Raw genomic sequence first — 23,577 nt, 5'->3', positions numbered from 1 at the left:
ACGGGTAGCCTGAGTGCCGACGAGTCCGGCCCCGCCCACCTATCCTGGGCGGGACCGGCCGTCGTACCAGGTCAGCCGCGCAGCAGCCCCAGCAGGGAGACCCACTCCCGGGCGGGCAGGTCCAGGTGTCCCAGCTCGCGGTTGCGGGTGTCGCGGAGACCGGTCACCGGCCCCTCGGACACCTCCACGCAGTCACCTCCGTTGCCGCCGCTGTACGACGACTTGTGCCACTTCTCGTGCGCCACATTGCTCATGCCGCCATTTCCTTTCCGATTTCACGGATGCGTCGCACCGATTCCGCTGGTGGCAGCGCATCGGCCTGCATCGACCCGAACAGAGTACGCATCTGGGATACTTCCCGGGAGTCGCTACGTGCTACATCCCCCAGTGCGTGCTCCACGAACACCACAGCGCGCTCATCTCGCAAAAACATGATCCGGAACGGCGGGCACAGGCCGGGGTGCAGCATTCGCTGGGGCAGCACCTGGAAGCGAATGCTTCCGGAGTCGGCGAGGGCGGCGATGTGTTCCAGCTGGTCGGCCATGACCCTGAGTGACCCTATCGGCCGTGTCACCACCACCTCGTCCACCACGAACCACAATGTGGGACGCTGTTCCAGTAAATTCGGCAGCCTTCCTGTCCGAGTTCGTACGAGTTGCTCTATTTTTTCCTCCGTTGCCCTCGGCTGCCACGACCTCATCAGAACCTCGGCATAGCGTTCCGTCTGCAGCAGTCCGGGAACCAGTATGGACTGATATTGGCAGATGAGCTCGGCCTGCCCCTCGGTGGCGAGCGCATTCTGAAACCAATCGGGAACACTTCTTGTTTTCATGGTCTCCGACCACCGGCGGAGCAGGTCGCCGTTTGTAGCGAAAACAGCCTCCAGGGCGTCCACTTGCTCCCTGTTTGGGATACGGACGGCCCGTTCGAGATGACCCACCATGGCACCGCTCACCCGGATGCGTTTACCGAGCTCCGCCTGGGAAAGCCCCAGCTCAACACGGAGACGGCGCATCTCTTTCCCGAAAAGCACCCAAGGCTTGTGTGGTTTCGCAGCCATACAACCATTCAACTACAGGGCGACAACAACCGCTACAGGATTCACCAGGAAGCGACAGTTCACCTGTAGCGCTTCCCGGCCCGGTGCGCGTTGTGGATAGTTGTGACCCGAGCGGCACAAATCCTGCGCACGGGAAAAGCCCCGGTCTCCACTGCCCCGGCTTCCGAGGCGTGCCTCACCTGAGACGAAACAAGATTGGTGAGACAAATGCAGTCTACTGTTACACGAGTTCTTCGGGAGGCCTCTCTGCTCCCCCGCCGTCGCCCCACCGGCAACCCGAACTCCTCGGCCCTCGTCCTCGGCCCCGCCGACACCGCGGACCCCGCGCGCTACGGCGACTCCGTCTGCTCCTGGGCCTACCAGGCCTCCCGCTCCGGCCAGGCCTGCGCCGACCGGATCGCCCGCCTCGCCGCCGTACTGGTCGACAACGCCCACCGCCACACCCGCTCCGGCCTCCCCGGCGGCGCCGTGGAGATCGCCCTCACCCGCAGCCGCTTCCAGATCGAGCTCGCCGTCACCGACGACGGCGCCGACCAGGGGGCCGACGGCTGGTACCCCTTCCCCCGGCTGCGGCCGCGCGGCGGCGGACTGCACCTGGTCGACCGGCTCAGCCTGTACTGGGACTGGATCGGCAGCGCGGGGCTGCCGATCACCGTGCGCGCCCTCATCAGCCGCTGAGAGGGCCCCGCACCCCCGGCCGCGGCCGGAACCGGCGCCCACGGCGGGCCGGCGCCGAAGAACCCGCCGCTCGCGGAGCGGACGGAAACGCACTCCGTCCCCGCCGGGCACCCGAGCCGGACCCGGCGGACGGACACAGAGCAGTCGAGCAGAAGGAGAACACATGCCATTCCCCGCACCGAGCGCCCGCACCGGGCACGGAACGGGCCGGGGAGCCGCCGGCAGCCGCTTCCCGGGCGGGGAGGCGCGGAGGTGACCTCGCCCGAGCGGCTCGCCGGGGAGCTCGCCGCGCGGCTGCGCGCCGACGGCACCCCCGGGCACATCGCCGACCTGTTCGCCCGCGTGCCCCGCCACCTGTTCCTGCCCGCCGCGGTGTGGACCGAGGGCCGCCTGCGCGTCGACCGGGACACCGACCCCGGCCTGTGGCTGCGCACCGCCTACAGCGACCGGTCCCTGGCCGTCCAGTGCGACGACGGGCGCCCCGGCGGGCCCGGTGCGGTCTCCTCCGCGTCGCCCGCGCCCTCGGTGGCGGCGCGCATGCTCGTCGCGGCCGGTGTCGAGCCGGGCATGCGGGTGCTGGAGGTCGGCACCGGGACCGGCTGGTTCGCCGCCCTGCTGTGCGAGCTGGTGGGCGACGACCGCGTGACCACGGTCGAGATCGACCCGTTCGTCGCCGTTGCCGCGCGCACCGCCCTGCACGGCGCGGGCTACGCCCCCGAGACCGTCGTCGGCGACGGCGAGCACACGCGCGCCGGAGGCGCGGGCCACGACCTGGTGCTCTCGGCCTGCACCGTCTCCCGCGTTCCCGAGTCCTGGCCGTCCCGGGTGCGCCGCCCCGGCAGGGTCGTCACCCCGTGGGCGCCCGCGCGAGGGTCCGCCCGCGGCGTGCTCGCCGTCCTGGACACGGTCAGGAGCGGCTACGCCGAGGGCCGCTTCGAGGGCGCCCTGGCGTCGGTGTGGTCGCGCTCCCAGAGATGGCACGGCCGGGTCCCGCCGGCCCCCGGCCGGCGCGGTGAGCACAGGAGCAGTACGGGCGAAGATCCCCGCGAACCGTGGCTGGACAGGGAGACCCGGCTCCTGCTGTCGCTGCTCGTCCCCGCCTGGGCGCACGGCACCGGCGGCGGCGAGGAGCCGTACGTGTGGCTGGTGTCCACCCGCTGCGGGTCGTGGGCGCGCCTGCACGCGGACGGCCGGATCGAGCAGAGCGGTCCCCGCATGCTCGCCAACGAGTCCCTGACCGCGCTGCGGTGGTGGCGGTCCCGGGGCCGGCCGGGGGTGGACCGGTTCGGGCTGAGCGTGGACCTCACCGCCCGGCGGCAGACCGTGTGGCTGGAGGATCCCGGGCAGCCGCTGTGGACGGCGTCCCGCCCGTACGGCAGCGCCTGAGAACATGGGGGCCTGCCCTCCCGGCGCCTCCGGCCTCCTCCGGGCCGGTCGGAGGAGCCCGTGTCCTGGCGGAACACCGCACGCCGGTGCCTCCGGCGTGGGATGCTGGGGGGCTTTGTTCGTCCCCGAGAACGGAGAGACCCCCGTGAGACTCCTCCATGCCGCGGATCTGCACATCGACAGCCCCATGCGCGGCCTGGTGCGCTATCCCGGTGCGCCGGACGAGCAGCTGCGCACGGCGGCCCGCGACGCGCTGCGCAACCTGGTGGACCTGGCGCTGGAGGAGCAGGTCACGGCGGTCCTCCTGGCCGGGGACGTCTACGACGGCACCTGGCGCGACGTCAGCACGGGGTTGTTCTTCACCGCGCAGATGGAGCGGTTGCAGGAGGCCGATGTCCCGGTGTTCATGATCTCGGGCAACCACGACGCCGAGAACAAGATGACCATGTCGCTGCGGCTGCCCGCCAACGTGCACCGGTTCGGCAGCCGTGAGGCGGCCACGGTGGTGCGCGAGGACCTGGGGCTCGCGGTGCACGGGCAGAGCTTCGGGCAGGCCGACGTGCGCGACAACCTCGCCGCCTCCTACCCGGGGGCGCACTCGGGGCTGTTCAACGTGGGTCTCCTGCACACGGCCCTGGAGGGCGACCGCAACCACTCCCCCTACGCCCCCTGCTCCCTGGAGCAGCTGGTCAACCACGGCTACGACTACTGGGCGCTGGGCCACATCCACAAGCGCTCGGTCGAGCACGGCGACGGCGTCCACGTGGTCTTCCCCGGCAACCTCCAGGGCCGGCACGCCCAGGAGACCGGCGCCAAGGGCTGCACCCTCGTCACGGTCGACGGCGCCTCCGGGGCGGCGGCCCTGGAGCACCGCGACCTGGACAGCTCGGCGCGCTGGCACGAGGTGCGGGTGGACATGGGCGGCGCCGCCGACATGGACGACGCCTGTGTCCTGGTGGAGAAGGCCCTGGCCGAGGAGGTCGCCGACTCCGCCCGCGAGGGGCGGGTGGACGCGGTGCGGGTGGTGGCGACCGGAGCCAGCGAGGCCCATCCCGTGCTGTCGGGCCGGCGTGAGGAGTTCACCGCCAACGTCCGCCAGATCAGCCAGCAGGGCCACTTCGCGTCGGTGTGGGTGGAGAAGGTGCGGGTGGCCACCCGGCGCCCCGACCGGTGGCTGCCGCCCGAGCAGGTCGCCGACCTGGTCGAGGACCTGCGGGAGGAGGGCGCGCGGCTGGGGTCCGACAGCGACCGGGTGCGGCGGCTGGTGGAGTCCACCCGGCTGCGCACCAAGCTGCCGCGCGAGCTGACCGACGTGTTCGACGACGGCGCCTGGGCCGAGGGCACCGCCCGCGAGGCCGTGGAGGCCCTGACCGTGCTGCTGGAGGGGAACCGATGAGGATCAAGCGCCTGGACCTGTCCGCGTTCGGGCCGTTCACCGACCTGTCGCTGGACCTGTCGGGGCCCGGCGTGCACGTGGTGTACGGGCCCAACGAGGCGGGCAAGAGCTCGGCCCTGGCCTCCCTGGCCGACCTGCTGTACGGCTTCGGGCACAGCTCCCCCTACGGCTTCCTGCACAAGCAGTCCCACCTGCGGCTGGGTGCGCTGCTGGAGGACGGGACCGGCGAACTGGAGGTGGTCCGGCACAAGCGCCGCCGCGACTCCCTGACCTCGCCCGGGGGCGCACCGATCCCCGAGGAGCGCATGGCCGCGCTGCTGCACCAGATCTCGCGGGAGGAGTTCACCGGCACGTTCGCGCTCACCCTCGCCGAGCTGCAGAACGGCGGGCGCCGGCTGCTGGAGGGCCGCGGCGACCTGGGCCAGGCGCTGTACTCGGCGCGTTCGGGCCGGGACCTGCGCGCGGTGCGCGAGCGGTTGGAGGCGCGCCAGCGCGAGCTGTTCCTGCCCACCGGGTCCAACCCCTCCCTCAACCGGCTGCTGCGGCGACGCAAGGAGCTGGGTGAGGAGCTCAAGCGGGCCCAGACCTCCGCGGAGGCCTTCGAGTCCCTGCACCGGGAGGCCGAAATCGCCGAAAAGCGGGCGGACGAGCTGGATCAGCAGTGGGGTGAGGCCGACCGCGAGCACCGGCGCTGGGAGCGGCTGGCGCGCGTGCTGCCCGACCTGCGGGAGCGGCACGTCCTGCGGGAACGCCTGGAGGCCCTGCGCGGGCAGGGCCCGCTCGCCCCGGCGGACGCGCGCGGCCGGTTGGAGGAGCTGGAGCGGGCCCGGGAGGGCCATCGCACCGCCCGCGACACCGCCGCGAGCGCCCTGGAGCGCGACCGGGCCCGGGCTGCCGGCGTGCACGTGGACACGCACCTGTCGGCGGTGGCCGAGGAGGCCGAGGCCCTGGTCGCGGAACTGGCCGGGGTCGCCGCGAGCATCCGGGCCTGGGAGGACGGCGAGCGCGACGAGGCGCGGCTGCGCGAGCAGGCCCGGCAGCTGTGGGCGCGGGCGGGTTCCGGGGAGATGGGGGCGGAGGGGCCCGAGCGGGTGGCTGCCCCGGTGCGCGAGCGCATCGTCGGACTCACCGAGGAGCTTCCCGCTGCGGAGGCCGCCGCGGAGAGCGCGCGCGGCCAGGTCCGGGCCAAGGAGGAGGCCGCCGAGCGGGCGCTGGCCGACCTGGAGGCCCTGCCCGAACCCGAGGACAGCGCGCTCCTCCAGGCCGTGCTCGGCGAGGCCCCGGCCTCTCTGGAGGCGTCCCTGCGGGAGGCCCGGGAGGAGGCCGGCGAGCTGTCGGCGCGCCTGGAGGCGGCGCTGTCGGAGGCCGGGTGGGCCGGCCGGTGGGCCGATACCGACGAGGCCTGCGCGGCCCTGCTGGCGGCGGTGGTGCCGGACGCCTCCCAGGTGGCCGGCCACCGCGACCGGCTCACCGACCTGCGTGCGCGCACCAAGGCCAAGCGGGAGGAGCACAGGAGCGCGCTCCGGGGCCTGGAGCGCGAGCGCGGCGAACTGGAGGCGCTGCGTTCGCGGGTGGACCCGCCCTCCGAGGACGACCTGCGCGAGGCGCGGCTGGCGCGCGACACCCTGTGGAAGCGCGTCCGTGCCGGGAAGGAGGGGCTGTCCGAGGAGTTCGAGGCGGCTCTGGCCCGGGCCGACGAGGTCGCCGACCGGCTGCGCCGCGAGGCGGACGCGGTGGCCGAGCGCCTCACCCGGGAGACGCGGGTGCGGGAGCTGGAGCAGGAGCTGGCCCACACCGCGCAGGACCTGGAGGAGCTGGAGACCGAGCGCGCCGGGCTGGACCGGGCCTGGGAGGCGCTGTGGCCCGGTGAGGACGTGCCCGCGCCCGAGGTCGGCCGGGCCGACGCGGTCCTGCGGCACCTGCGCGACCTGCGCGACCTCCACGAGGAGCGGCAGGTGGCGCGGGGCCGGGCCGAGGAGGCCGAGCGGTCCGCGCGTACCGTCGCCGACCAGCTGGGTGCCCTCCTCACCGGGACGGACCTGGAACCGGTCCTGGTCCCCGGCGCCGATCCGGCGGTGCTGCTGCCGCAGCTGCGCACCCTGGCCCGCGAGGAGCTCGAGCGGCGCGAGAAGGCCGCCGCGGAGCGCACCGAGGCCCGGCACCGGCGGCAGACCCACGAGCAGGACCTGGAGCGGCTGCGCCGGGATCTGGAGGCGGCCGAGAACGGGCTGCGGGAGTGGTCGCGGCAGTGGGACGAGGCCGTCGCCGAGGCGGGATTCGACGCCGGGGCCCGGCCGCGGTCGGTGCGGGCCGACCTGGACCTGCGGGAGCAGGCCGCCGACCTGTGGCAGGAGGCGTGCGGGGCCGGGGAGCGGGCCCGGGCGGCCCTGGCCCGGGTCGAGGAGTTCGACCGGGAGCTGGCGGAGGTGTTCTCCGCCTGCGGCGAGGACCTGCCCGAGGACCGGGAGGAGCGCGCCTCGGCCCTGCGGGACCTGCACGAGCGGGCCAAGGCCAACGCCAGGGCCGAGCAGGACCTCGCGCGCCTGGAGGAGTCCGCCGCCGAGCACGAGGCCGAGCTGGCCGAGGCCCGCAGCAGGTCCGAGCAGGTCGCCGAGGGCCTGGACGCCCTGCTGGCGGAGGCGGGGGCGGCCGACACCGCCCAGCTGCGCGCCGCGATCGAACGTACCGAGCAGGTCGCGGACCTGGAGCGGCAGCTGCGCACCCTGGAGCAGAAGCTCGCCCGCGAGGGCGACCTCGCCCGGTTGGAGGAGGAGGCCCGGGGCCTGGACGACGCCGAGGTCGACCGCCGGGTGCGGGAGGCGGAGCTGCGCCGGGAGGAGCTCGACGGGGAACGGGGGCCGGCCCGGGAGCGCAGCGCGCGGGCCCGGAGCGAGTTCGAGCGCGTGGACGGATCGGCGCGTGCCGCCGAGATCGCCGAGGAGCTGGCGGCGGTCGGCGCCGAGATCGAGGAGCAGACGGCCGAGTACATGAGGCTGGCCTTCGCCCGCGAGATCCTGTCCGCGCAGGTGGAGGACTACCGGCAGCGCAACCAGGACCCGGTGCTGCTGCGCGCCCAGGAGCTGTTCTCGTTCCTGACCCTGGAGCGGTTCACCGGGTTGAGCCCCGACACCGACGAGCGCGGCAACCACCTGCTGCGCGTGGTGCGCCGCACCGGGCAGCTGGAGGAGGTCGCCTCGCTGAGCGAGGGCACCGCCGACCAGCTGTACCTGGCGCTGCGCCTGGCCTCGCTGGAACGCTACGCCGAGGCGGGCAGGACGATGCCGTTCGTGGTCGACGACGTGTTCCTGGCCTTCGACGACGAGCGCTCCGAGGCGGCGCTGCGGGTGCTGGGCGGCATGGCCGACAGGTTCCAGGTGGTGGTCTTCACCCACCACGGCCATCTCGCCGACCTGGCCCGCGAGACGCTGCCGGACCGCTCCCACGTGCACACGCTGCCGCGCTTCGACCCGCCGCCGGTGGCGGGGACGGCGTAGGGCCCGCTCCCTCGGACCGTGCGGCCCGGACCGCTGCGGCCGGGCGGCCTCTCCGGGCACTCCCGGGGCGGCCGCCCGTCGGGGTCGCGTCCGGTCGGGGGCGGCCGGCCGCAGGCGCGGCCCGGTCGCCGCGGGCGCATAACCTCGGATCATGACCGACACGTTCGACGCGGACGCGGTGCGGGAGGTGCTCGGGGACGGTCCGGTGCTGGTGCTCACCGGCGCCGGGATCTCCACCGATTCGGGCATCCCCGACTACCGGGGGCCGGACTCGCCTCCGCGCACGCCCATGACCTATCAGCAGTTCGTCGGCGACGCCGCCTTCCGGCGCCACTACTGGGCCCGCAACCACGTGGGCTGGCGGCACGTGCACCGGACCCGCCCCAACGACGGGCACCGCGCGCTGGCGTCGCTGGAGGCGGCGGGGGTGGTCTCCGCCGTCGTCACCCAGAACGTCGACGCCCTGCACCAGGCGGCGGGCAGCCGCCGGGTGGTCGACCTGCACGGCCGCTACGACCGGGTGGTGTGCCTGGGCTGCGGCGAGGTGATCCCGCGTGCGGCGCTGGCCGAGCGGCTGACCGCGCTCAACCCGGACTTCGCCGACGAGGTGGACGACGTCGAGGTCGCTCCGGACGCCGACGCCGTCCTGGCGTCCACCGAGGGTTTCCGGCCGGCCGACTGCGCCTCCTGCGGCGGCATGCTCAAGCCCGACATCGTCTATTTCGGCGAGAACGTGCCCAAGGAGCGGGTGCTCCGGTGCCACCGGCTCGTCGAGGAGGCCTCCGCCCTCCTGGTGGCGGGTTCCTCGCTGACGGTGCTGAGCGGGCGCAGGTTCGTCAAGAGCGCGGCCGGCCAGGGCAAGCCCGTGGTGATCGTCAACCGCGGCGCCACCCGGGGGGACGCGATGGCCGCGCTCACCGTCGACGGCGGCTGCTCCCAGGTGCTCACCGCCCTGGCCCGCTCCTACGGCGCCGCCGCTCCGGCTCCGGTTTCGGGGAAAATCACGCCGGTGCCGTAAGAAACGCACCCCGGCCCGGGACTACCTCCACAGGAAGCGAGACGACGCCCGAGGAGTTCCATGGAGGCCGAGAGGTCTTCCGCCGACCGACTGGCGGACCTCTACGACAGATACCACGCCAGGGTGCTGGCGTTCTGTCTGCTGCGCGCCGAGGAGTCCGCGGCGGAGGAGGTGGCCGGCGAGACGTTCCTGATCGCCTGGCGCAAGCTGTCCTCCCTGCCGGACCCGCCGCTGCCCTGGCTGCTGGGTGTGGCACGCAACCTGCTGCGCAAGCAGTACGGGGCTCAGATGCGCAGGAACCTGCTGGAGCAGCGGCTGGCCGTGCTCAGCGACCACAGGGACCAGCAGGAGTGGGACGTGGCGGAGCACGTCGTGGCGCGCGAGGCCGCGGTGGCCGCGCTGGCCCAGCTGCCCGAGCGCCACACCGAGGCGCTCGTCCTCGTCGCCTGGCACGGGCTCTCCCCCGCCGAGGCGGGAAAGGTGGTCGGCTGCTCGGCGACGACGTTCTCGGTGCGTCTGCACCGGGCCCGCAAGGCCCTGGCCAAGAAGCTGGAGTCCCTGGAGAGAACGTCCGCCCCGGCGCACCGCGAGAACGCGGTGTCGCCGGTCGCCGGCCGCCGCGCAGCACGCCAGGAGGTGTGATGAGACACGAGACCGATCCGCTGGAGACCGTGGCCGCGCTGAGGCCGAGGGCGGTGGACGAACACGTGGAGCGCATCCACCGCAGGAACCGGGAGGGTGTCCTGGAGCGGGCCCGCACGCAGGGCGCGGCCGGGAGCGGGCGGGCAGGGGCGCGCGGCCGGTTCCGGCACCTGCTCATGGTGTCGGGGGCCGTGCTCACCGCGGTGTCGGCCGCGGCCGCCGGGGCTCTGCTGTTCACCCCCTCAGCGAGCGTGGTCGTCGAGTCCCCGTCTCCCCCCGCCGCCGAGAGCGGTGGTCCGCCGCAGTACGCGGATGCGCGCGAGTTCCTGATGGCGGCCTCGGCGGCCGCCGCCGAGGGCGAGGACCCGCAGGAGGGCGACATCTGGTACGTGCGCAGCCACCAGTACCAGTCCGCCTCCTTCTGGGGTGACGGCTTCGAGGCCCACCAGCAGTTCGTGGAGGAGGCGTGGTGGACCGCCTCCACCACCGAACCCTCGACCCTCGGCAACTACTGCCTGGACGCCGAGGAGCACTTTCCCACCGAGGAGGACCGCGCGGCCTGGGAGCGCGACGGCTCTCCCCCGCTGGTGTGCGAAGAGCCCAGGAGCAACAGGGCGTCGGGGAACATCGACTTCGTGTCGGGGCTGGCGGCGGACGAGCTGCTGGAGCTGCCCGGTGAGCCCGGGGAGCTGGAGGACCTGCTGCGCGAGCGGCGCAGGGAGTACAGCGGCAGCGGCTCCGATCTCGCGGAGGAGGACTTCGACGAGTTCCTCGTCTGGGCGGCCCCGATCACGGTCACCCTGTACCTTCCGGCCGACACCCGGGCCGCCTACTACGAGATCCTCGCCGGCATCGACGGCATGCGGCTGGCCGGAGAGGCCGTCGACCCGCTCGGCCGTACCGGAATCAAGGTGGAGGTGCCCGGCCGCGTCGGCGAGGACGGGGAGAGCAGCCACTACTGGATCATGGACGCCCGCACGGGGGAGCTGCTCAGCAGGCACCTGGGGGAGAACTGGATCGCCTTCGAGGAGTACGGCCTGGTGGAGGAGGTCGGAGAACCCGCCGCTCCCCTGGGCGGTTGATTCCCGCCCGGCTCCGCGGGCACCTCCCGCCGCGGTCGGCGCCCGTCCCGGGGCGGGCGCCACCGTCATGTGCGGGGCGGGGCGATCACCACGGGCACGCCTCGCACCGGGGTGAAGTGCACGGGGAGGGAGCCGGGGCCGCGCGTCCACGGCGAGGGGCGCCAGCGCAGTTCTCCGGCGGGCCGCAGGTCGGGCAGCCGGTCCATCAGGGCCTCCACCGCGGCGGCGGCGACCGTGCCGGCCATGGCGGGGGCCGGAGGGGGGCAGCCGTGCCCGGTGCGGCCGAACGATACGTGGGCGCGGCTGGCGTGGGCGCGGCCGGCCTCCGGGGCCAGGAGGGGGTCGGTGTTGGCCGCGGCCAGGCCCAGGACGAGCAGGTCCCCTCTGCCGATGCGGCGCCCGCCCAGCTCGCAGTCCTGGACCGCGAAGCGGCCGAGGAGGTTCTGCACGGGGGTGTGGTGCCACAGCACCTCGTCCAGGACCTGGGAGACGGTGCTGCGGCCGGCGGCCAGGTCCGCCGCGCGTGAGCGGTCCGCCAGGAGCAACCGCAGCGTGCCCGAGACCCAGTCCCCCGTCGCCGTCGGCGCCGTGGCCAGGACCGAGGTGAGATCCGCGATCACCTCGGGGTCCGTGAGGCCGTACGGGTGGGCGAGCAGGCGGGAGGGTACGTCGTGGCGGGGGCGCTTCCGGCGGTCGGCGACCAGGGTCTCCACCAGGGAGCGGATGCGGCGGTGGGCGGCCGCCGCGTCCTTCGACCCGTCCATGACCTGGGCGGCCTCGCGGACCAGGGGGCCGGCGTGGCCCTCGGGAAGCCCGTAGAGCCGCACGAACACCCCGGCGGGGACGAGGTGGGCGTACTGCGTGGCGAGGTCGGCCCGGCCCCGGGGGGCGAGGGTGTCGATCAGCCGGTCGGCCACCCGCAGGGACAGGGAGCGCAGGTCGCTCCAGCAGGTGGCGGCCAGTGCGTCGCCGAGCGCCTCCGCGCGGCGGCGGCGCTCGGGTTCCTCGGCCGGCGGCTGTGTCCACAGCGGATGGGGCGTCGGCGGCCGGTCCGCGCCCGCCCGGCCCCGCCGGTTCCAGACGCGGGGGTCGCGGGTGAACCACGCGGGTCGGCCCAGAACCCGGTGGACCTCCCGGTAGCCGGTGACGAACCATGCGGGGACATCGCCCTCCAGGAGGATCGGCGCCACCGGGCCCAGGCTGCGCGCCCTGGTGCAGAAGGCGGCGGGGTTCCCGGCCACGTCGGGCCCGTGGAAGACGAGTGCGCCGGCGGGGCCGGGCCGGGACGGACCGGCCGGGGCCGCACTCACGCGGTGTCCTCGCACACGGGCGCGAAGGCCGGGGCGGCCGCCGAGGGCACGGAGAGAGGTGCGGCCGGGGCGACCGCCGGAGGGGCGGGCGGGGGAAGGGGCGGGGACATGAACCGCGGAACCGGCGAAGGCGCGGCCGTGGGCGGGACGGCGGCGCGGTGCCGACGGGACCGGGTCTGCTGCGTGTGCTCACGGATGATCAGATGCGGCGGGACGAGGACGGACGCGCTGGTGCCGCCCAGGGGCGAGGGCCGGAGGTCCACGGTCAGGCCGTGCCGGTCCGCGAGGCGGGCGACGACGGCCAGACCGGTGCGCTCGTCCTCCAGCGAGGCCAGGCCGGGGGGTTCGGCGAGCAGCCGCTGGGCGCGTTCGTGCTCGCTGCGCCGCAGCCCGGGTCCGCTGTCCTCGACGGAGACGGTCAGGCCGGTGTGCTCGTCCTCCGCGGCGAGAACGTGGACCTCGCTGCCGGGGTCGGAGAAGCGCAGGGCGTTGTCGAGCAGTTCGGCGAGGACCTGGGTGAGGGCCTCGGCGGCGTGGCCGTCGACCAGCGCGCCGTCCGGGGCGCGGTGGCGCACCCGGTGCGCGTCGCCGATCCTGTGGGCGGCGTCGCGCAGGAGGTCCCGGACCGGTACGGGCCGGGTGCGGCGGCGGGTGGCGCGGCCCTCGGCGAGGGTGAGGAGGTTGTCGGCGAGGTGGGCGGCGCGGGCGGTGTCCGGCCCCGGGGGGAGGCCGGAGCGGATGCGGCTGCCGAGGACCGCCGCGGCGGCCGCGGCCGTGCCGGCGCGGCGGTCGGCCGCCACGAGTTCCTCCTGGAGGTGTTCGCGCAGGGAGGCGACCGTGTCGTGGACCTCGGGGTACTCGGCCGCCAGGCGCTCGGGGGCGCTGACGCGGTCTTCTCGGATCCGGGCGGTGACGAGGGGAAGCCAGAAGCGGTCCAGGTCGGCGACCTGCTGCTCGATGCGGACGGCCCGTTCTCCGGCGGCCAGGAGTTCGGTGCCGAGGGCGCGGGCCAGGCGGTCGAGGGCGGGGTGTCCGGGCCGGGGCTGCTCGGCGAGGACCTCGTCGAGGGAGCGCCCGCCGCGGGCCCCCTCGACGAGGGCGGGCAGGAGGTGGTCGGTGAGCAGTCCGACCTCTTGTTCGAGGGTGCGGTCGCCGGTCCGTCCGCCGTGTTCGCGGGCGCCTCGGGCCGCGCCCGCGCGGTAGGCGGTGACGGCGCCCGCCGCGCACAGGGCGAGGGCGAGGGCCCCGGTGACGGCGGCCAGGACCGGCCGGTCCTGGACCGGTGCGACGGCCGCGGTCCACGCGCAGGCCAGGGAGACCGGCGCGGTCACGGTGAGAAGTGCGGTGGCGGCCTGCCGCCCCGGCCCGGTCCGGTTTCTGGACGGCTCGTGTACTGGCATGGCGCAGATCCTCGCGGGTGGTGTCCGTGGAACAGCGGGATGCGCTCCCCGCTGCCCGGCGGCAGGATTTCGGGAGAGGGATGCCACCCGTTCAGGGAAAAGCGCAGGTGGACGGGGTTCACGTTAGTCCACGGCAATTCGCGGCGGGGGCCGTACGGAGAGATCGGCAGTTTTCTCCCGAATTCTCCCGGCGCGGAAAGGAATCAGGGCACCACCGCGATCAGGGCGGTGAATCCGGCCAGGAGCGCCAGGTTCCCGAGGGCGGAGAGGCGCCGCCGGGAGGCCTTGGCGTCGTCGGCGCGCGCGGGCAGGTCGGGCAGGCGCAGCACGGCGGCGCCCGCGGCGGCGGCCGTCAGCGCGGTGAGCACGTACCACACGGCGACGGGGAAGACCGTCCACACGACCACCGCCAGGGAGACGGCCATGAGGAAGCCGGTCTCGAACAGCCGGGCGAGCGCGTCCCAGCGGTCCGCGAGGCCGGAGGGCCCGCGCAGGGAGAGCAGGAGGAGTTTTCCTGCGGGAAGGGCCCAGATCAGGGCGAGGACCGTGCCGACGGTCCAGGCGATGGCTGTCGTGGTCATGCCGCCTCTTCTCCGGTGAGCAGTTCCAGTGCCTGTGCCTCGACCCCGGTGGTCGTGTCGGCGAGCACGACCACCGCGCGGCCGGCCTCCCGGTCCAGGGCGATCATGGCGCTGAAGCCTCCTGTGCCTCCGTTGTGCCAGGTCACGTCGGTTCCGTCGGTGTCGGTGAGCATCCAGGCGTAGCCGATGCAGCCGCCCGGTGCCTCCCAGCGCGGCTCCAGGGCCGCCGTGCCGGGGGCCGTGCCGTCGAGCAGTGCGCGGGCGTAGTGCTCCATGTCTGCGGGTGTGGAGCGGACCCCGCCCGCGGGGGCGTAGGCGCGGGCCAGCCACGGGGCGGCGGTCCGGCCCTGGCCGGTGAGGCCGGCGGTGGCGTCCTCGGGCAGGTCGTCCTCGGTGGCGGGCAGGAGGGTGGTGTCCATGCCGAGGGGGTCGAGGAGCCTCTCTCTCAGCAGGGAGGGGTAGTCGGTCCCGGCCGCCCGGGCCAGGGCCAGGCCCAGGAGTGCGTGGCCCAGGTTGGAGTACCGGGACTCGCCCCGGCCGTCGAGTTCGGCGGCGGCGGCCTGGGCGAGCAGGGTGTCGGGGCCGACCCGGTAGGGGTCCCCGCCCCGGTAGACCTCCAAGGTGCCGGACACCATGTCCCGGAGGCGGGGGGAGAGGCGGGGCAGGCCGGAGCGGTGGGAGGCGAGCTCGGCCAGGGTGACCTCGGCGGCGGGGGTGCCGTCGAGGTCGAGGAGGTCGCCGAGGCGGGTGTCCTCGGTGACCTCGCCGCGTTCGACCGCGTCGGCGAGCAGCAGCGCGGTCATGGTCTTGGTCACCGATCCGATCTCGTAGTCGGTGCCCTCGTCGGCCCCGAAGTGGGCGTGGCGGGTGGTGTCGCCGTCGATCTCGACGATTCCGACCCTGTTGTAGGTTCCGTCGGCGAACAGGGGGCGGGCCCGGTCGCGCAGTCCGGGGTCGCCGGTCTCCTCGGCGGACAGGCCGGGGGCCCGGGGCGCCACCGCGATGCCGAGGGCGGCGACCAGGGCGGCGACCAGACAGGCCGCCGCGACGGTCAGGGTTCTTCTGCTCACGTTCTCCTCCTGGGGATCGGTCGGGAGCGCTGCCGGAGCGGCGGGCCCTGCTGTCCGCCGCGTCAGGTGTGTCTGCCCGCCGCGGTGAGGATGACCAGGAGCGGCACGAGTCTCTCCGGGGGGATCCCGTAGTGCCCGCGCCGGACACTGGTGAGCCATCCGGCCGCGACGAGCTGGTTGACGTGGTGGTAGATCTGGCCGGTGGTGCCGAAGTCGGCGCGTTCGGCCAGGGCGGCGACGGTGTCGGTGCCGCGCCACACGGCGTGGAGCAGGTGGAGCCGTACCGGGTGGCCGAGGGCGTCCAGGGTTCCGGCGCAGCGGGACCAGTCGGCCTCCTCCAGGCGCTCGGCGGGCAGCCCGTACTGCCATTCCAGGACACCTTCGCCCTGCCGGAGCGTTCCGGCGAAGACCACTCCCCCGCGCCCCTCGACGTTCTGCTTCAGGGCGTTGAGGGCGAAGAAGGGGTCCCCGCCCGACTCGGCGGGCGCGGGGGGAGCGTCTCCGCGCCCCGCCCGCGCCTCCAGCTCGGCGACCCGGGCCTCCAGGTCGGCCAGCCGTTCCTCCGTCGTGCGTTCCATCACGCCTCCATAGTACTTGAGTTTCCGTAGTTACGTAATTTCATAGAAAGCCGACATGAGAATGCCTGATTTGCCCTATATGTGGACTCTCCTGGGTGCATGCTGACCAGCCCCGGCCGATGATGGATGGGGGACGCGATTCCTTCCGATCCATCCAAAGACCCGACCGGCCGAGGGCCGGGGTGTCCAGTGAGGAGACGACATGCGCGCCAAGACAGCCAACGGCTGGCAGTTCTTCACCGCAACGCTGCTGATCGTCACCGGTGCGATCAACATCATCCAGGGGCTGGTGTCGTTCTTCACCCCGGAGTTCTACCTGGTTCCGGGGTCGGAGGCCCTCTTCCTCGGCACGGGGGGCTGGGGCTTCCTGCTGGGCGTGTGGGGTGTCCTGCTGGTGATCGCCGGTCTGGGGGTCCTGTCCAGGGGCGTGTGGGCCCGCACCCTCGGTATCTTCCTGGCCGCCGTCAACGTGATCGCGCAGCTGGCCTTCTTCGGCATGCCGATGTGGACGATGACGGCCATCGCCATCGACCTGCTGGTGATCTACGGCCTCACCGCCGGCTGGCCCGACCGCGCGGACGAGGGCACCTCCGCCGAGGAGGAAGAGGCCGTCTACCGCAGCGGCCGCCAGGACGCACAGGAGGCACCGCAGGCGCCGCGCCCGCGCCGGCACGGCACGGCCGAGGACGGAGCCACCGCTCCCGGGCGCCGGCACACCACGGGCTGACCCTCCCGAAGAGTCCCTCTCCGGCCGCCCCCGCGCCCACCCGCGGGGGCGGTTTCCCCTGTGCTCAGGCCCGGGGGCGCGGGTGCAGGTGGCCCGCGACGGCGAGGCGGTTGTAGAGGTTCATCATCGCGATCGCCGCCATCAACGCGGCCGTCCGCTGCTCGTCGAAGTGCTCGGCCACCGCGGCGTAGACCTCGTCGGAGACGCCGTGCTCGCCCAGGCGCGTCATCTCGTCCGTGAGCGCCAGGGCGGCGCGCTCGGCGGGGGTGAAGATCTCCCCGGCCTCGTACCAGGCCGACACCAGGAAGAGCCGCTGCTGGGTCTCCCCCGCCTTCAGGGCCGCACGGGTGTGCAGGTCGACGCAGAACGAGCAGCCGTTGAGGACCGAGGCGCGCAGCTTGACCAGTTCGAGCAGGAGGGCGTCGAGGTGGCCGGCGACGATCTCGTCGACCTCCCCGAGCTTGGCGTAGACGTCGGGAAGCTTCTTGGACCAGATCACCCGGTTCGAGGACAAGGGAACCGCCTCCTTCACGTGCCGGGCCGCAGGCCCGGGGTCGGTGTCAGGAGAACGCTACCAACACGGCCGGCTTCCTCCCTGGCACCTTGCGTCAGCTCACCCCTCGGCCCGCACCCGCCGGTAGAGGGCGGAGAGGCCGTCGAGGAAGGCCGCCAGCGCCAGCTCGAAGCTGTCGCGGTCGATCTCCGCGGCGTGCTCGGGCAGCCGGTGGGCCTGGGACAGGTTGGGGTAGCGGTCGAGGTAGACGCGCACGTCGTCGTCGAAGCCGCGGGCGAAGGACTGGGTGGCGGCACCCACGACCAGGTACTTGGTGGAGGCGCCGATCATCGTCGCGTAGCGCGGCGGCCATCCCGCGCCCACCAGGCCGCCGTGGACGGCGTCGGCGCGGCGCAGCGCCTCCTCGCGGCGGCCGGGCCCGGCGGCGACGACCGGCAGGAGGTGGGGGTGAGCGGCCAGGGCGTCCCGGTAGGAACGCGCCCAGACCGTGAGGCCCTCGCGCCAGTCGCCCCCCGCGAAACCGGAGACGTCGATCCCCGCGGTGGCCTCGTCGGCGACCTCGGTGAGCAGTTCGTCCTTGGTCCGGTAGTGGCTGTACAGGGACGCCGCCTGGACGTCGAGCTCCTGGGCGAGCCTGCGCATCGACAGCTTCTCGAGCCCGTCCCGGTCGATGAGGGTGAGTGCGGCCTCCCGGATGGCCGGTTTGCTCAGGATCGGCGTCTTGGGTCGGGCCACGGACGGCTCCCCTCCTCCACTCGGCGGTTGTCCGGCCCCGATCATCGCACGAGGCGGAAGAGCCCCTTGCACGAGCCGGGTCGCGGCCGTACCCTCGAATAACCGAACACTGTTAGGTTATTGGGAGCAGCCGTGATCGATTTCTCGTTGAGCGAAGAGCAGCGCGCCGTCCGGGACTGGGTCCGGACCTTCGTCGAGCGGGAGCTGATACCGCTGGAGAACGAGGTGCTGCGCCGCGAGCGCGAGGGCCACCCTCCGGGCCTGAACAAGGAGGAGCGCACCAGACTGCGCGAACTGGCCCGCAAGTCCGACTTCTGGGGCGTGGAGACGCCGGTGGAGTACGGCGGCATGGGGCTGGACCCGGTCACCGCGGCCGTCATCGAGACGGAGCTGGGCAGGAGCTTCCTGACCTTCAAGTTCGGCGGCGAGGCCGACAACATCCTCTACCACTGCAACGAGGAGCAGAAGAAGCGCTACCTGCTGCCCACCATCGCCGGGGAGAAGCGCTCCTGCTTCGCCATCACCGAGCCGGGCGCGGGCTCCGACGCCAAGGCCATCCGCGCCCGCGCCGTGCGCGAGGGCGACGAGTGGGTGATCAACGGCGAGAAGACCTTCATCACCGGCGGCAACGAGGCCGACTTCGCCATGGTCTTCGCGGTCACCGACCCGGAGAAGGGCGCCAACGGCGGGGTGACCTGCTTCCTGGTGGACCGCGACATGGGCTGGACCTCCGAGCCCATCGACACCATGGGCGAGCGCCGCCCGGCCGCGCTGGTCTTCCAGGACGTGCGCGTGCCCCACGAGAACATCCTCGGCGAGGAGGGCAAGGGCTTCGCGCTGGCCATGCAGTGGATCGGCAAGGGCCGCTACCTGCTGCCCGCCCGCGCCCTCGGCGGCTGCGAGCGCCTGCTCACCATGGCCATCGAGTACTCCAAGACCCGCGAGACCTTCGGCGCCCCGATCGCCGACCGCCAGGCCATCCAGTGGATGATCGCCGACTCCCAGGTGGAGATCGAGGCGCTGCGCCTGCTGGTGCTGCACGCCGCCTGGCAGGTGAGCGTGGGCCGCGACTCCCGCCACGCCCAGTCCATCGCCAAGCTCTTCGGCGGTGTGAAGGCCAACGAGATCGTCGACCGCGTGATGCAGATCCACGGCGGCATGGGCTACACCCGCGAGCTGCCCGTCGAGCGCTTCTACCGCGACCTGCGGCTGCTGCGCATCTTCGAGGGCACCGACGAGATCCAGCGGCGCACGATCGCCCGCGACCTGCTCAAGGGCCACGTGAAGGTGGGCGCAACCCTGGGCTAGGAGCGGTGGCGAAAGGGGCCCGCGCCGAAAGGCACGGGCCCCTTCTCGCTCAACTCCGCAGGAGCTCAGAAGCTGGGGCTCCCGCCCCAAGACGCCCGAACCGGATCGAACTCCACCCGCGCCTCAGGGGGTGTGCCGTGAGGGCGCCGGCGGGGTTCTGCAGGAGCGGAGCGAACATCCGAGGAACGAGGATGTGAGCGCAGCGACGAAGAACCCCGCCCCGAAGGCGCCCGAACCGGGGCCGAAGCGAAGCGGAGGCCCCCAAGCAAGCACAGTGAGCGCAGCGACGAAGAACCCCGCCCGAAAGGCGCCCGAGCAGGGGCCAAAGCGAAGCGGAGGCCCCCAAGCAAACAGGCCCTAGCTCACGCCCACCAGGTCGCAGACGAAGATCAGCGTCTCGCCCGGCTTGATGAGGCCCCCGGCGCCGCGGTCGCCGTAGGCCAGGTGCGGCGGGATGACCAGCTTGCGGCGGCCGCCCACGCGCATGCCCAGGACGCCCTGGTCCCAGCCCGAGATGACCTGTCCGGCGCCCAGGCGGAAGCTCAGCGGGGCGCCCCGGTTCCAGCTGGCGTCGAACTCCTCGCCGGTGGAGAAGGCAACACCGACGTAGTGGACGCTGACCGTTTTGCCGTGGCCGGCCTGTGCGCCCTCGCCGACCACGATGTCGGTGATCTCCAGGTCCGCGGGCGGCGGGCCCTCGATGAAGTCGATCTCCGGACGCTCCAGAGCCATGGTGGCACCTCTCGTTGTCTGAATGAGCAGAGAGGGCCAGGCTATCGGCGCGCGGCGCTCATTCGCGCCCGAGCGCACCGACGGTGGCGGCGACCACGTGTCCGCGGCCCTCCGCCTTGACCGGTCCGCTGTCGGCCTGGACGAACACCGACTCCCCCTGTCGGAGGGCGATGCTCTCACCGACCTCGGGCACCAGCTCGACGCGGCCGTCCAGCACCAGCACGACGGCCGGCCCCTCGGCGGGCAGGTGCGCGGTGATCGCGCCGGGTCCCAGTTCGTGCAGGGCGAACTCGGGGGCGCCCGGGCGGAACTCGCGCCGACCCTCCCGCACGGTCGGCTGCGAGTAGGGGATGGGCAGGACCGAGAAGTCCACCACGTCCAGCAGTTCGGCGGGATCGACGTGCTTGCAGGTCAGTCCGGCACGCAGCACGTTGTCGGAGCCGGACATCACCTCGATCGCCGTGCCCTGGAGGTAGGCGTGCATGTTGCCCGCGGGCAGGAAGAGGGCCTGGCCGGGCCACAGGGTGATCTTGTTGAGCAGCAGGGCCGCCACTGCGCCGGGATCGCCCGGGTAGCGGGCGGCGAGGTCGCCGAGGATGTCGGTGTGGGCGCAGCTCGGCCGGACCCGCTCCCACTCCTCGGTGAACTCGGAGATGAGCCGTTCGCGCTTCCCGTCGGGCAGGGTGAGCAGCCGGGTGAGGGCGGCGCGCAGCGCGGTGTGGTCGTCGGGCCCGGACAGGTCGGCGCGCAGCGCGGTGGCGAGTTCGCCGGTGAGGCCGCGCAGGTCGTGGCGGGTGTCGGCGGGTTCGCGGAAGCCGCACAGTGCTTCGAAGGGCTCCAGCGCCAGCAGCAGTTCCGGCTTGTGGTGGGGGTCGCGGTAGTTGCGGTGCGGTGCGTCCAGCGGGATGCCCAGCCGCTCCTCCGCCTCGAACCCGGCCCGGGCCCGGTCCGCGTGCGGGTGGACCTGCAGGGACAGCGGTGCTTCTGCGGCGAGGTACTTGAGGAGGAAGGGCAGGCGCCCGCCGAAGCGGTCGACGACGCCGGGGCCCAGGATGCGGTGGGGGTTCTCCGCGATCAGTTCCGGGAGGGAGCGGACGCCGTCCTCTCCGTGCACGGCGCTGGGGGCGGCGTGGTGGGCGCCCAGCCACAGTTCTGCCTGCGGTGTGCCGTCCGGCTCGGTGCCCAGCAGGCGGGGAATGGCCGCACGTGCGCCCCAGGCGTACGGACGTACCTGGTTGGTGAGCCTGTGCATCCGCTTCCCGCTTTCCCGTCTGCGTTCTCTCACCCCGTGGACGCTCCGGTGAGGTGGGAACAGTCTCGCGAAGGGACCTCTCCCCGTCGACCCGGCACGCGCCACATCCCAAGGTGGGGCACACTTCACCTCGCGTGGTGGGCAGGCACCCGATCGCGAGGGGCCTGACAGCGGCAATAAAGTTACCGGGAAGTAAACCATGTTCCGCAGCACGGGAACAGCACCGGAAGGTCACCGTCCGGCGAAGCGCGAACGCGTGCGGGCGGGCGTCTCAGCGTCGGCGCCGGACCCGGTCCGAGTCCTCCACCAGGCGTTTCAGGGCGCGTTCGGTGAGCTCGGGATCGGTCGGCTCCAGCCCGGCGAGCGCGGACATGTACAGCCCGTCACCGGCGCGCAGGATGATCTCGGCCAGGACGGGGTCCTCCAGCTCCTCGTGCAGCAGCTCCCCCCAGCGCGTGAACAGGTAGCGGACGCGCTCGGCCGCCTCGGGCGGCATGTCCTCCTGGCTGCGCAGGGCGGCGATGACCGCCCAGTAGAGCTCGCGCTCCTGCACGCTGCGGGGCAGTGACGTGCGCAGGAAGACGCGGACCACGCCCTCCTCCCCCTCCGCCGCCTCCCGGAACTCCTGCTCCGCCAGTTCGGCGAGCCGGTCGATGAGGCCGGTCAGCATGGCGGCCTTGGAGGGGAAGTGGTAGAGCAGCCCGCCCTTGGAGACCGAGGCGGCGCGGGCCACCGCCTCCAGGGTGACGGACGAGTAGCCGTCGCGGACGAGGATCTCCTGGAGGGCGTCCAGGATGCGGTCGCGGGTGGTGGAAGCAGTCACGATTGACACTGTACCGGCTGGACGGTACTGTACCGGCTGGACGGTTGAAGAGTCCCGGGAGTCCCCTCCCGGTCGACCAGACTTCCCGTCCATTCCGCCTGGCCCAGAGCCTCTTCCGCCTCCCGCCGGGCCGTCTTCCGCGACTCCCGCCGGGGGAAGCGCTACCTGCCATACGCACGTAACGAGGAAAGATGACTTCCGCCACGGCCGGAAACGGCCACGACCGCACCTCCGCGGACCCGGCGCCGGCCCTCGCAGGCCCTCGCGAATGGGCGGCACTCGCCGTCCTGGTCCTGCCGGTGATCCTGATCTCGGTCGACTCGACCGTGCTGGGGTTCGCCGTACCCGCCCTGAGCGAGCACCTGCGGCCCACCTCGGGCCAGCTGCTGTGGATCGTCGACGTCTACGGGTTCGTCCTGGCCGGCCTGCTGGTGGCCATGGGCTCGCTCGGCGACCGCATCGGCCGCCGGAAGATGCTGCTGATCGGATCGGCCGCCTTCGGCACGGCCTCCCTGATCGCCGCGTTCTCCCCCACCGCCGAGGTGCTCATCGCCGCCCGCGCCCTGCTCGCCGTCGCGGGCGCCTCGCTGATGCCCTCGACACTTTCCCTGCTGCGCAACATCTTCCTCGACCCGCGCCAGCGCCTGCTGGCCATCGCCCTGTGGGGGTCGGGCTTCTCCGGGGGCGCCGCCCTCGGCCCCATCCTGGGCGGCTGGCTGCTGGAGCACTTCTTCTGGGGCTCGGTCTTCCTCATCAACCTGCCGGTGATGGCGCTCATCCTCGTCCTGGTCCCGCTGCTGGTGCGCGAGTCCCGCAACCCCGAGCCGGGGCGCCTGGACCTGCTGAGCGTGGTGCTGTCGATGGCCGCGATGCTGCCCGCCGTGTACGGGATCAAGAAGCTGGCCACCGCGGGGATCTCCTTCTGGCCGCTGGCCTCGCTCGCCGCCGGACTGGCGCTGGGATGGCTGTTCGTGCGCAGGCAGCAGAAGCTGGATTCACCCCTCATCGACGTGGACCTGTTCCGCAACCGGGTGTTCAGCGTGGCGGTGGCCACCAACCTGATGGTGGTCTTCTCCCTGGTGTCCTCGCTGTACTTCCTCACGCAGTACCTCCAGCTGGTGCTGGACATCTCGCCCATGCGGGCCGGGCTCGCGCTGCTGCCGGGGCTGGTGCTGTCGATCGTGGCCGGCCTCGTGGCGGTGCGGCTCTCGCGCCGGCTGAGCCTGGCCACGGTGATCGGCGCCGCCCTGCTGGTGAGCGCCGCCGGGTTCGCGGTGCTGGTCCTCGCCCCCGTGGAGGGTGCCGTCACCGGCGTCTCCCTGGTGGCGGCGGGGTTCGCGCTGATCGCCATCGGCTCGGGCCTGGCCGAGACGCTCACCAACGGCGCCATCATGTCGGCGTGCCCGCCCGAGCGCGCCGGGGCCGCCTCGGCGATCTCCGAGACCGCCTACGAACTGGGCGCGGCCCTGGGTGTGGCGGTGCTGGGCAGCGTGCTGACCGCCTCCTACCGCTCGCAGCTCACCGAGGTCGAGGGTGTGCCCGCCGACTCGGTGTCCGCCGCCCGCGAGACGCTCGGGGGTGCCGCCGACGCCGCCTCCGACCTGGGCGGCTCGGCCGGGGAGGCGCTGATGTCGGCCGCACGCGAGGCGTTCACCGACAGCATGCACCTGACCGGCCTCATCGCGGCGGCCATCGTCCTGTACGCGTCCGTCCAGGCCTGGTACCTGCTGCGCGGCCTCGGCAACCCCGCGGTCTCCGAGGAGAGCTGAGCCCCGGCCTCGGCGGTCCCGT

22 protein-coding genes are annotated in these 23,577 nt (G+C 73.3%); 10 read left to right on the top strand and 12 right to left on the bottom strand.

The genetic code is table 11. The annotated features are described in order from the left end of the window. Nucleotides 1-71: 71 nt before the first annotated feature. Both FHS13_RS05690 and FHS13_RS05685 read right to left on the bottom strand, forming a co-directional pair. On the bottom strand, nucleotides 72-254 hold the full coding sequence (locus FHS13_RS05690) for a DUF397 domain-containing protein (RefSeq protein ID WP_184288582.1): 183 nt from the start codon (nucleotides 252-254) through the stop codon (nucleotides 72-74). Further along, complete coding sequence (locus FHS13_RS05685) at nucleotides 251-1,060, bottom strand: helix-turn-helix domain-containing protein (protein ID WP_184288579.1); 810 nt, start codon at nucleotides 1,058-1,060, stop codon at nucleotides 251-253. The genes FHS13_RS05690 and FHS13_RS05685 overlap by 4 nt, the downstream gene beginning before the upstream one ends. A gap of 207 nt (nucleotides 1,061-1,267) precedes the next feature. Here FHS13_RS05685 and FHS13_RS05680 point away from each other — a divergent pair, with 207 nt between their 5' ends. From FHS13_RS05680 to FHS13_RS05650, 7 genes are all read left to right on the top strand, one after another. Continuing rightward, on the top strand, nucleotides 1,268-1,738 hold the full coding sequence (locus FHS13_RS05680) for an ATP-binding protein (protein ID WP_184288576.1): 471 nt from the start codon (nucleotides 1,268-1,270) through the stop codon (nucleotides 1,736-1,738). A gap of 252 nt (nucleotides 1,739-1,990) precedes the next feature. Further along, nucleotides 1,991-3,124 carry a methyltransferase domain-containing protein gene (locus tag FHS13_RS05675; RefSeq protein WP_184288573.1) on the top strand — a complete coding sequence of 378 codons (1,134 nt, stop codon included), beginning with the start codon at nucleotides 1,991-1,993 and terminating at the stop codon, nucleotides 3,122-3,124. 145 nt (nucleotides 3,125-3,269) lie between these two features. Next, the gene (locus FHS13_RS05670) at nucleotides 3,270-4,520 is read left to right on the top strand and encodes a metallophosphoesterase (protein WP_184288570.1); all 1,251 of its coding nucleotides are present in this window, start codon (nucleotides 3,270-3,272) and stop codon (nucleotides 4,518-4,520) included. Further along, nucleotides 4,517-8,014: a YhaN family protein gene (locus tag FHS13_RS05665; RefSeq protein ID WP_184288567.1), complete on the top strand. Its 3,498-nt coding sequence runs from the start codon at nucleotides 4,517-4,519 to the stop codon at nucleotides 8,012-8,014. The genes FHS13_RS05670 and FHS13_RS05665 overlap by 4 nt, the downstream gene beginning before the upstream one ends. Before the next feature lie 151 nt (nucleotides 8,015-8,165). Continuing rightward, a complete protein-coding gene (locus FHS13_RS05660) occupies nucleotides 8,166-9,032 on the top strand; it encodes an NAD-dependent protein deacetylase (protein WP_184288564.1) in 867 nt (288 codons plus the stop codon). A 60-nt stretch (nucleotides 9,033-9,092) separates the two neighbouring features. Continuing rightward, nucleotides 9,093-9,674, top strand: coding sequence for an RNA polymerase sigma factor (locus FHS13_RS05655; protein ID WP_184288561.1), 582 nt, complete (start codon nucleotides 9,093-9,095; stop codon nucleotides 9,672-9,674). After that, nucleotides 9,674-10,756, top strand: a complete 1,083-nt coding sequence (locus FHS13_RS05650; RefSeq protein ID WP_184288558.1) for a CU044_5270 family protein — start codon at nucleotides 9,674-9,676, stop codon at nucleotides 10,754-10,756. The genes FHS13_RS05655 and FHS13_RS05650 overlap by 1 nt, the downstream gene beginning before the upstream one ends. A gap of 65 nt (nucleotides 10,757-10,821) precedes the next feature. On the opposite strand, the gene FHS13_RS05645 is transcribed toward FHS13_RS05650, so the two are convergent. From FHS13_RS05645 to FHS13_RS05625, 5 genes are all read right to left on the bottom strand, one after another. After that, complete coding sequence (locus FHS13_RS05645; protein WP_221442415.1) at nucleotides 10,822-12,066, bottom strand: cytochrome P450 family protein; 1,245 nt, start codon at nucleotides 12,064-12,066, stop codon at nucleotides 10,822-10,824. After that, nucleotides 12,063-13,466, bottom strand: coding sequence for a sensor histidine kinase (locus tag FHS13_RS05640; RefSeq protein ID WP_184288553.1), 1,404 nt, complete (start codon nucleotides 13,464-13,466; stop codon nucleotides 12,063-12,065). Before FHS13_RS05640 ends, FHS13_RS05645 begins: the two co-directional genes overlap by 4 nt. 203 nt (nucleotides 13,467-13,669) lie before the next feature. Beyond that, nucleotides 13,670-14,047 (bottom strand): hypothetical protein, encoded by a 378-nt coding sequence (locus tag FHS13_RS05635; RefSeq protein ID WP_184288550.1) that lies wholly within the window; start codon nucleotides 14,045-14,047, stop codon nucleotides 13,670-13,672. Then, nucleotides 14,044-15,117, bottom strand: a complete 1,074-nt coding sequence (locus FHS13_RS05630; RefSeq protein WP_343064918.1) for a serine hydrolase domain-containing protein — start codon at nucleotides 15,115-15,117, stop codon at nucleotides 14,044-14,046. The genes FHS13_RS05635 and FHS13_RS05630 overlap by 4 nt, the downstream gene beginning before the upstream one ends. Before the next feature lie 62 nt (nucleotides 15,118-15,179). Then, nucleotides 15,180-15,695 carry a helix-turn-helix domain-containing protein gene (locus FHS13_RS05625; protein ID WP_184288546.1) on the bottom strand — a complete coding sequence of 172 codons (516 nt, stop codon included), beginning with the start codon at nucleotides 15,693-15,695 and terminating at the stop codon, nucleotides 15,180-15,182. Nucleotides 15,696-15,897: 202 nt separating this feature from the next. On the opposite strand from FHS13_RS05625, the gene FHS13_RS05620 reads away from it, so the two are divergent. Next, nucleotides 15,898-16,422: a DUF7144 family membrane protein gene (locus FHS13_RS05620; RefSeq protein ID WP_184288543.1), complete on the top strand. Its 525-nt coding sequence runs from the start codon at nucleotides 15,898-15,900 to the stop codon at nucleotides 16,420-16,422. A gap of 64 nt (nucleotides 16,423-16,486) precedes the next feature. Here the strand turns inward: FHS13_RS05620 and FHS13_RS05615 are convergent, their stop codons facing one another. Continuing rightward, nucleotides 16,487-16,936 carry a carboxymuconolactone decarboxylase family protein gene (locus FHS13_RS05615; protein WP_184288540.1) on the bottom strand — a complete coding sequence of 150 codons (450 nt, stop codon included), beginning with the start codon at nucleotides 16,934-16,936 and terminating at the stop codon, nucleotides 16,487-16,489. 99 nt (nucleotides 16,937-17,035) lie between these two features. Next, on the bottom strand, nucleotides 17,036-17,671 hold the full coding sequence (locus tag FHS13_RS05610; RefSeq protein WP_184288537.1) for a TetR/AcrR family transcriptional regulator C-terminal domain-containing protein: 636 nt from the start codon (nucleotides 17,669-17,671) through the stop codon (nucleotides 17,036-17,038). A gap of 132 nt (nucleotides 17,672-17,803) precedes the next feature. Here FHS13_RS05610 and FHS13_RS05605 point away from each other — a divergent pair, with 132 nt between their 5' ends. Then, nucleotides 17,804-18,979, top strand: coding sequence for an acyl-CoA dehydrogenase family protein (locus tag FHS13_RS05605; protein WP_184288534.1), 1,176 nt, complete (start codon nucleotides 17,804-17,806; stop codon nucleotides 18,977-18,979). Nucleotides 18,980-19,336: 357 nt separating this feature from the next. On the opposite strand, the gene FHS13_RS05600 is transcribed toward FHS13_RS05605, so the two are convergent. The 3 genes from FHS13_RS05600 to FHS13_RS05590 all read right to left on the bottom strand — a co-directional run bounded on the left by FHS13_RS05600 (nucleotide 19,337) and on the right by FHS13_RS05590 (nucleotide 21,786). Then, on the bottom strand, nucleotides 19,337-19,711 hold the full coding sequence (locus FHS13_RS05600) for an FKBP-type peptidyl-prolyl cis-trans isomerase (protein WP_184288532.1): 375 nt from the start codon (nucleotides 19,709-19,711) through the stop codon (nucleotides 19,337-19,339). 58 nt (nucleotides 19,712-19,769) lie between these two features. Continuing rightward, nucleotides 19,770-20,963, bottom strand: a complete 1,194-nt coding sequence (gene manA / locus FHS13_RS05595; protein WP_184289180.1) for a mannose-6-phosphate isomerase, class I — start codon at nucleotides 20,961-20,963, stop codon at nucleotides 19,770-19,772. A gap of 271 nt (nucleotides 20,964-21,234) precedes the next feature. Beyond that, nucleotides 21,235-21,786, bottom strand: coding sequence for a TetR family transcriptional regulator (locus FHS13_RS05590; RefSeq protein ID WP_184288529.1), 552 nt, complete (start codon nucleotides 21,784-21,786; stop codon nucleotides 21,235-21,237). Between the two features lie 191 nt (nucleotides 21,787-21,977). On the opposite strand from FHS13_RS05590, the gene FHS13_RS05585 reads away from it, so the two are divergent. After that, a complete protein-coding gene (locus tag FHS13_RS05585; protein ID WP_184288527.1) occupies nucleotides 21,978-23,555 on the top strand; it encodes an MFS transporter in 1,578 nt (525 codons plus the stop codon). Nucleotides 23,556-23,577 lie beyond the last annotated feature (22 nt).

It is taken from the genome of Nocardiopsis algeriensis (assembly GCF_014203695.1).
GTDB classification, from domain to species: domain Bacteria; phylum Actinomycetota; class Actinomycetes; order Streptosporangiales; family Streptosporangiaceae; genus Nocardiopsis; species Nocardiopsis algeriensis.
This window is presented reverse-complemented; position numbering and strand designations above follow the sequence as displayed.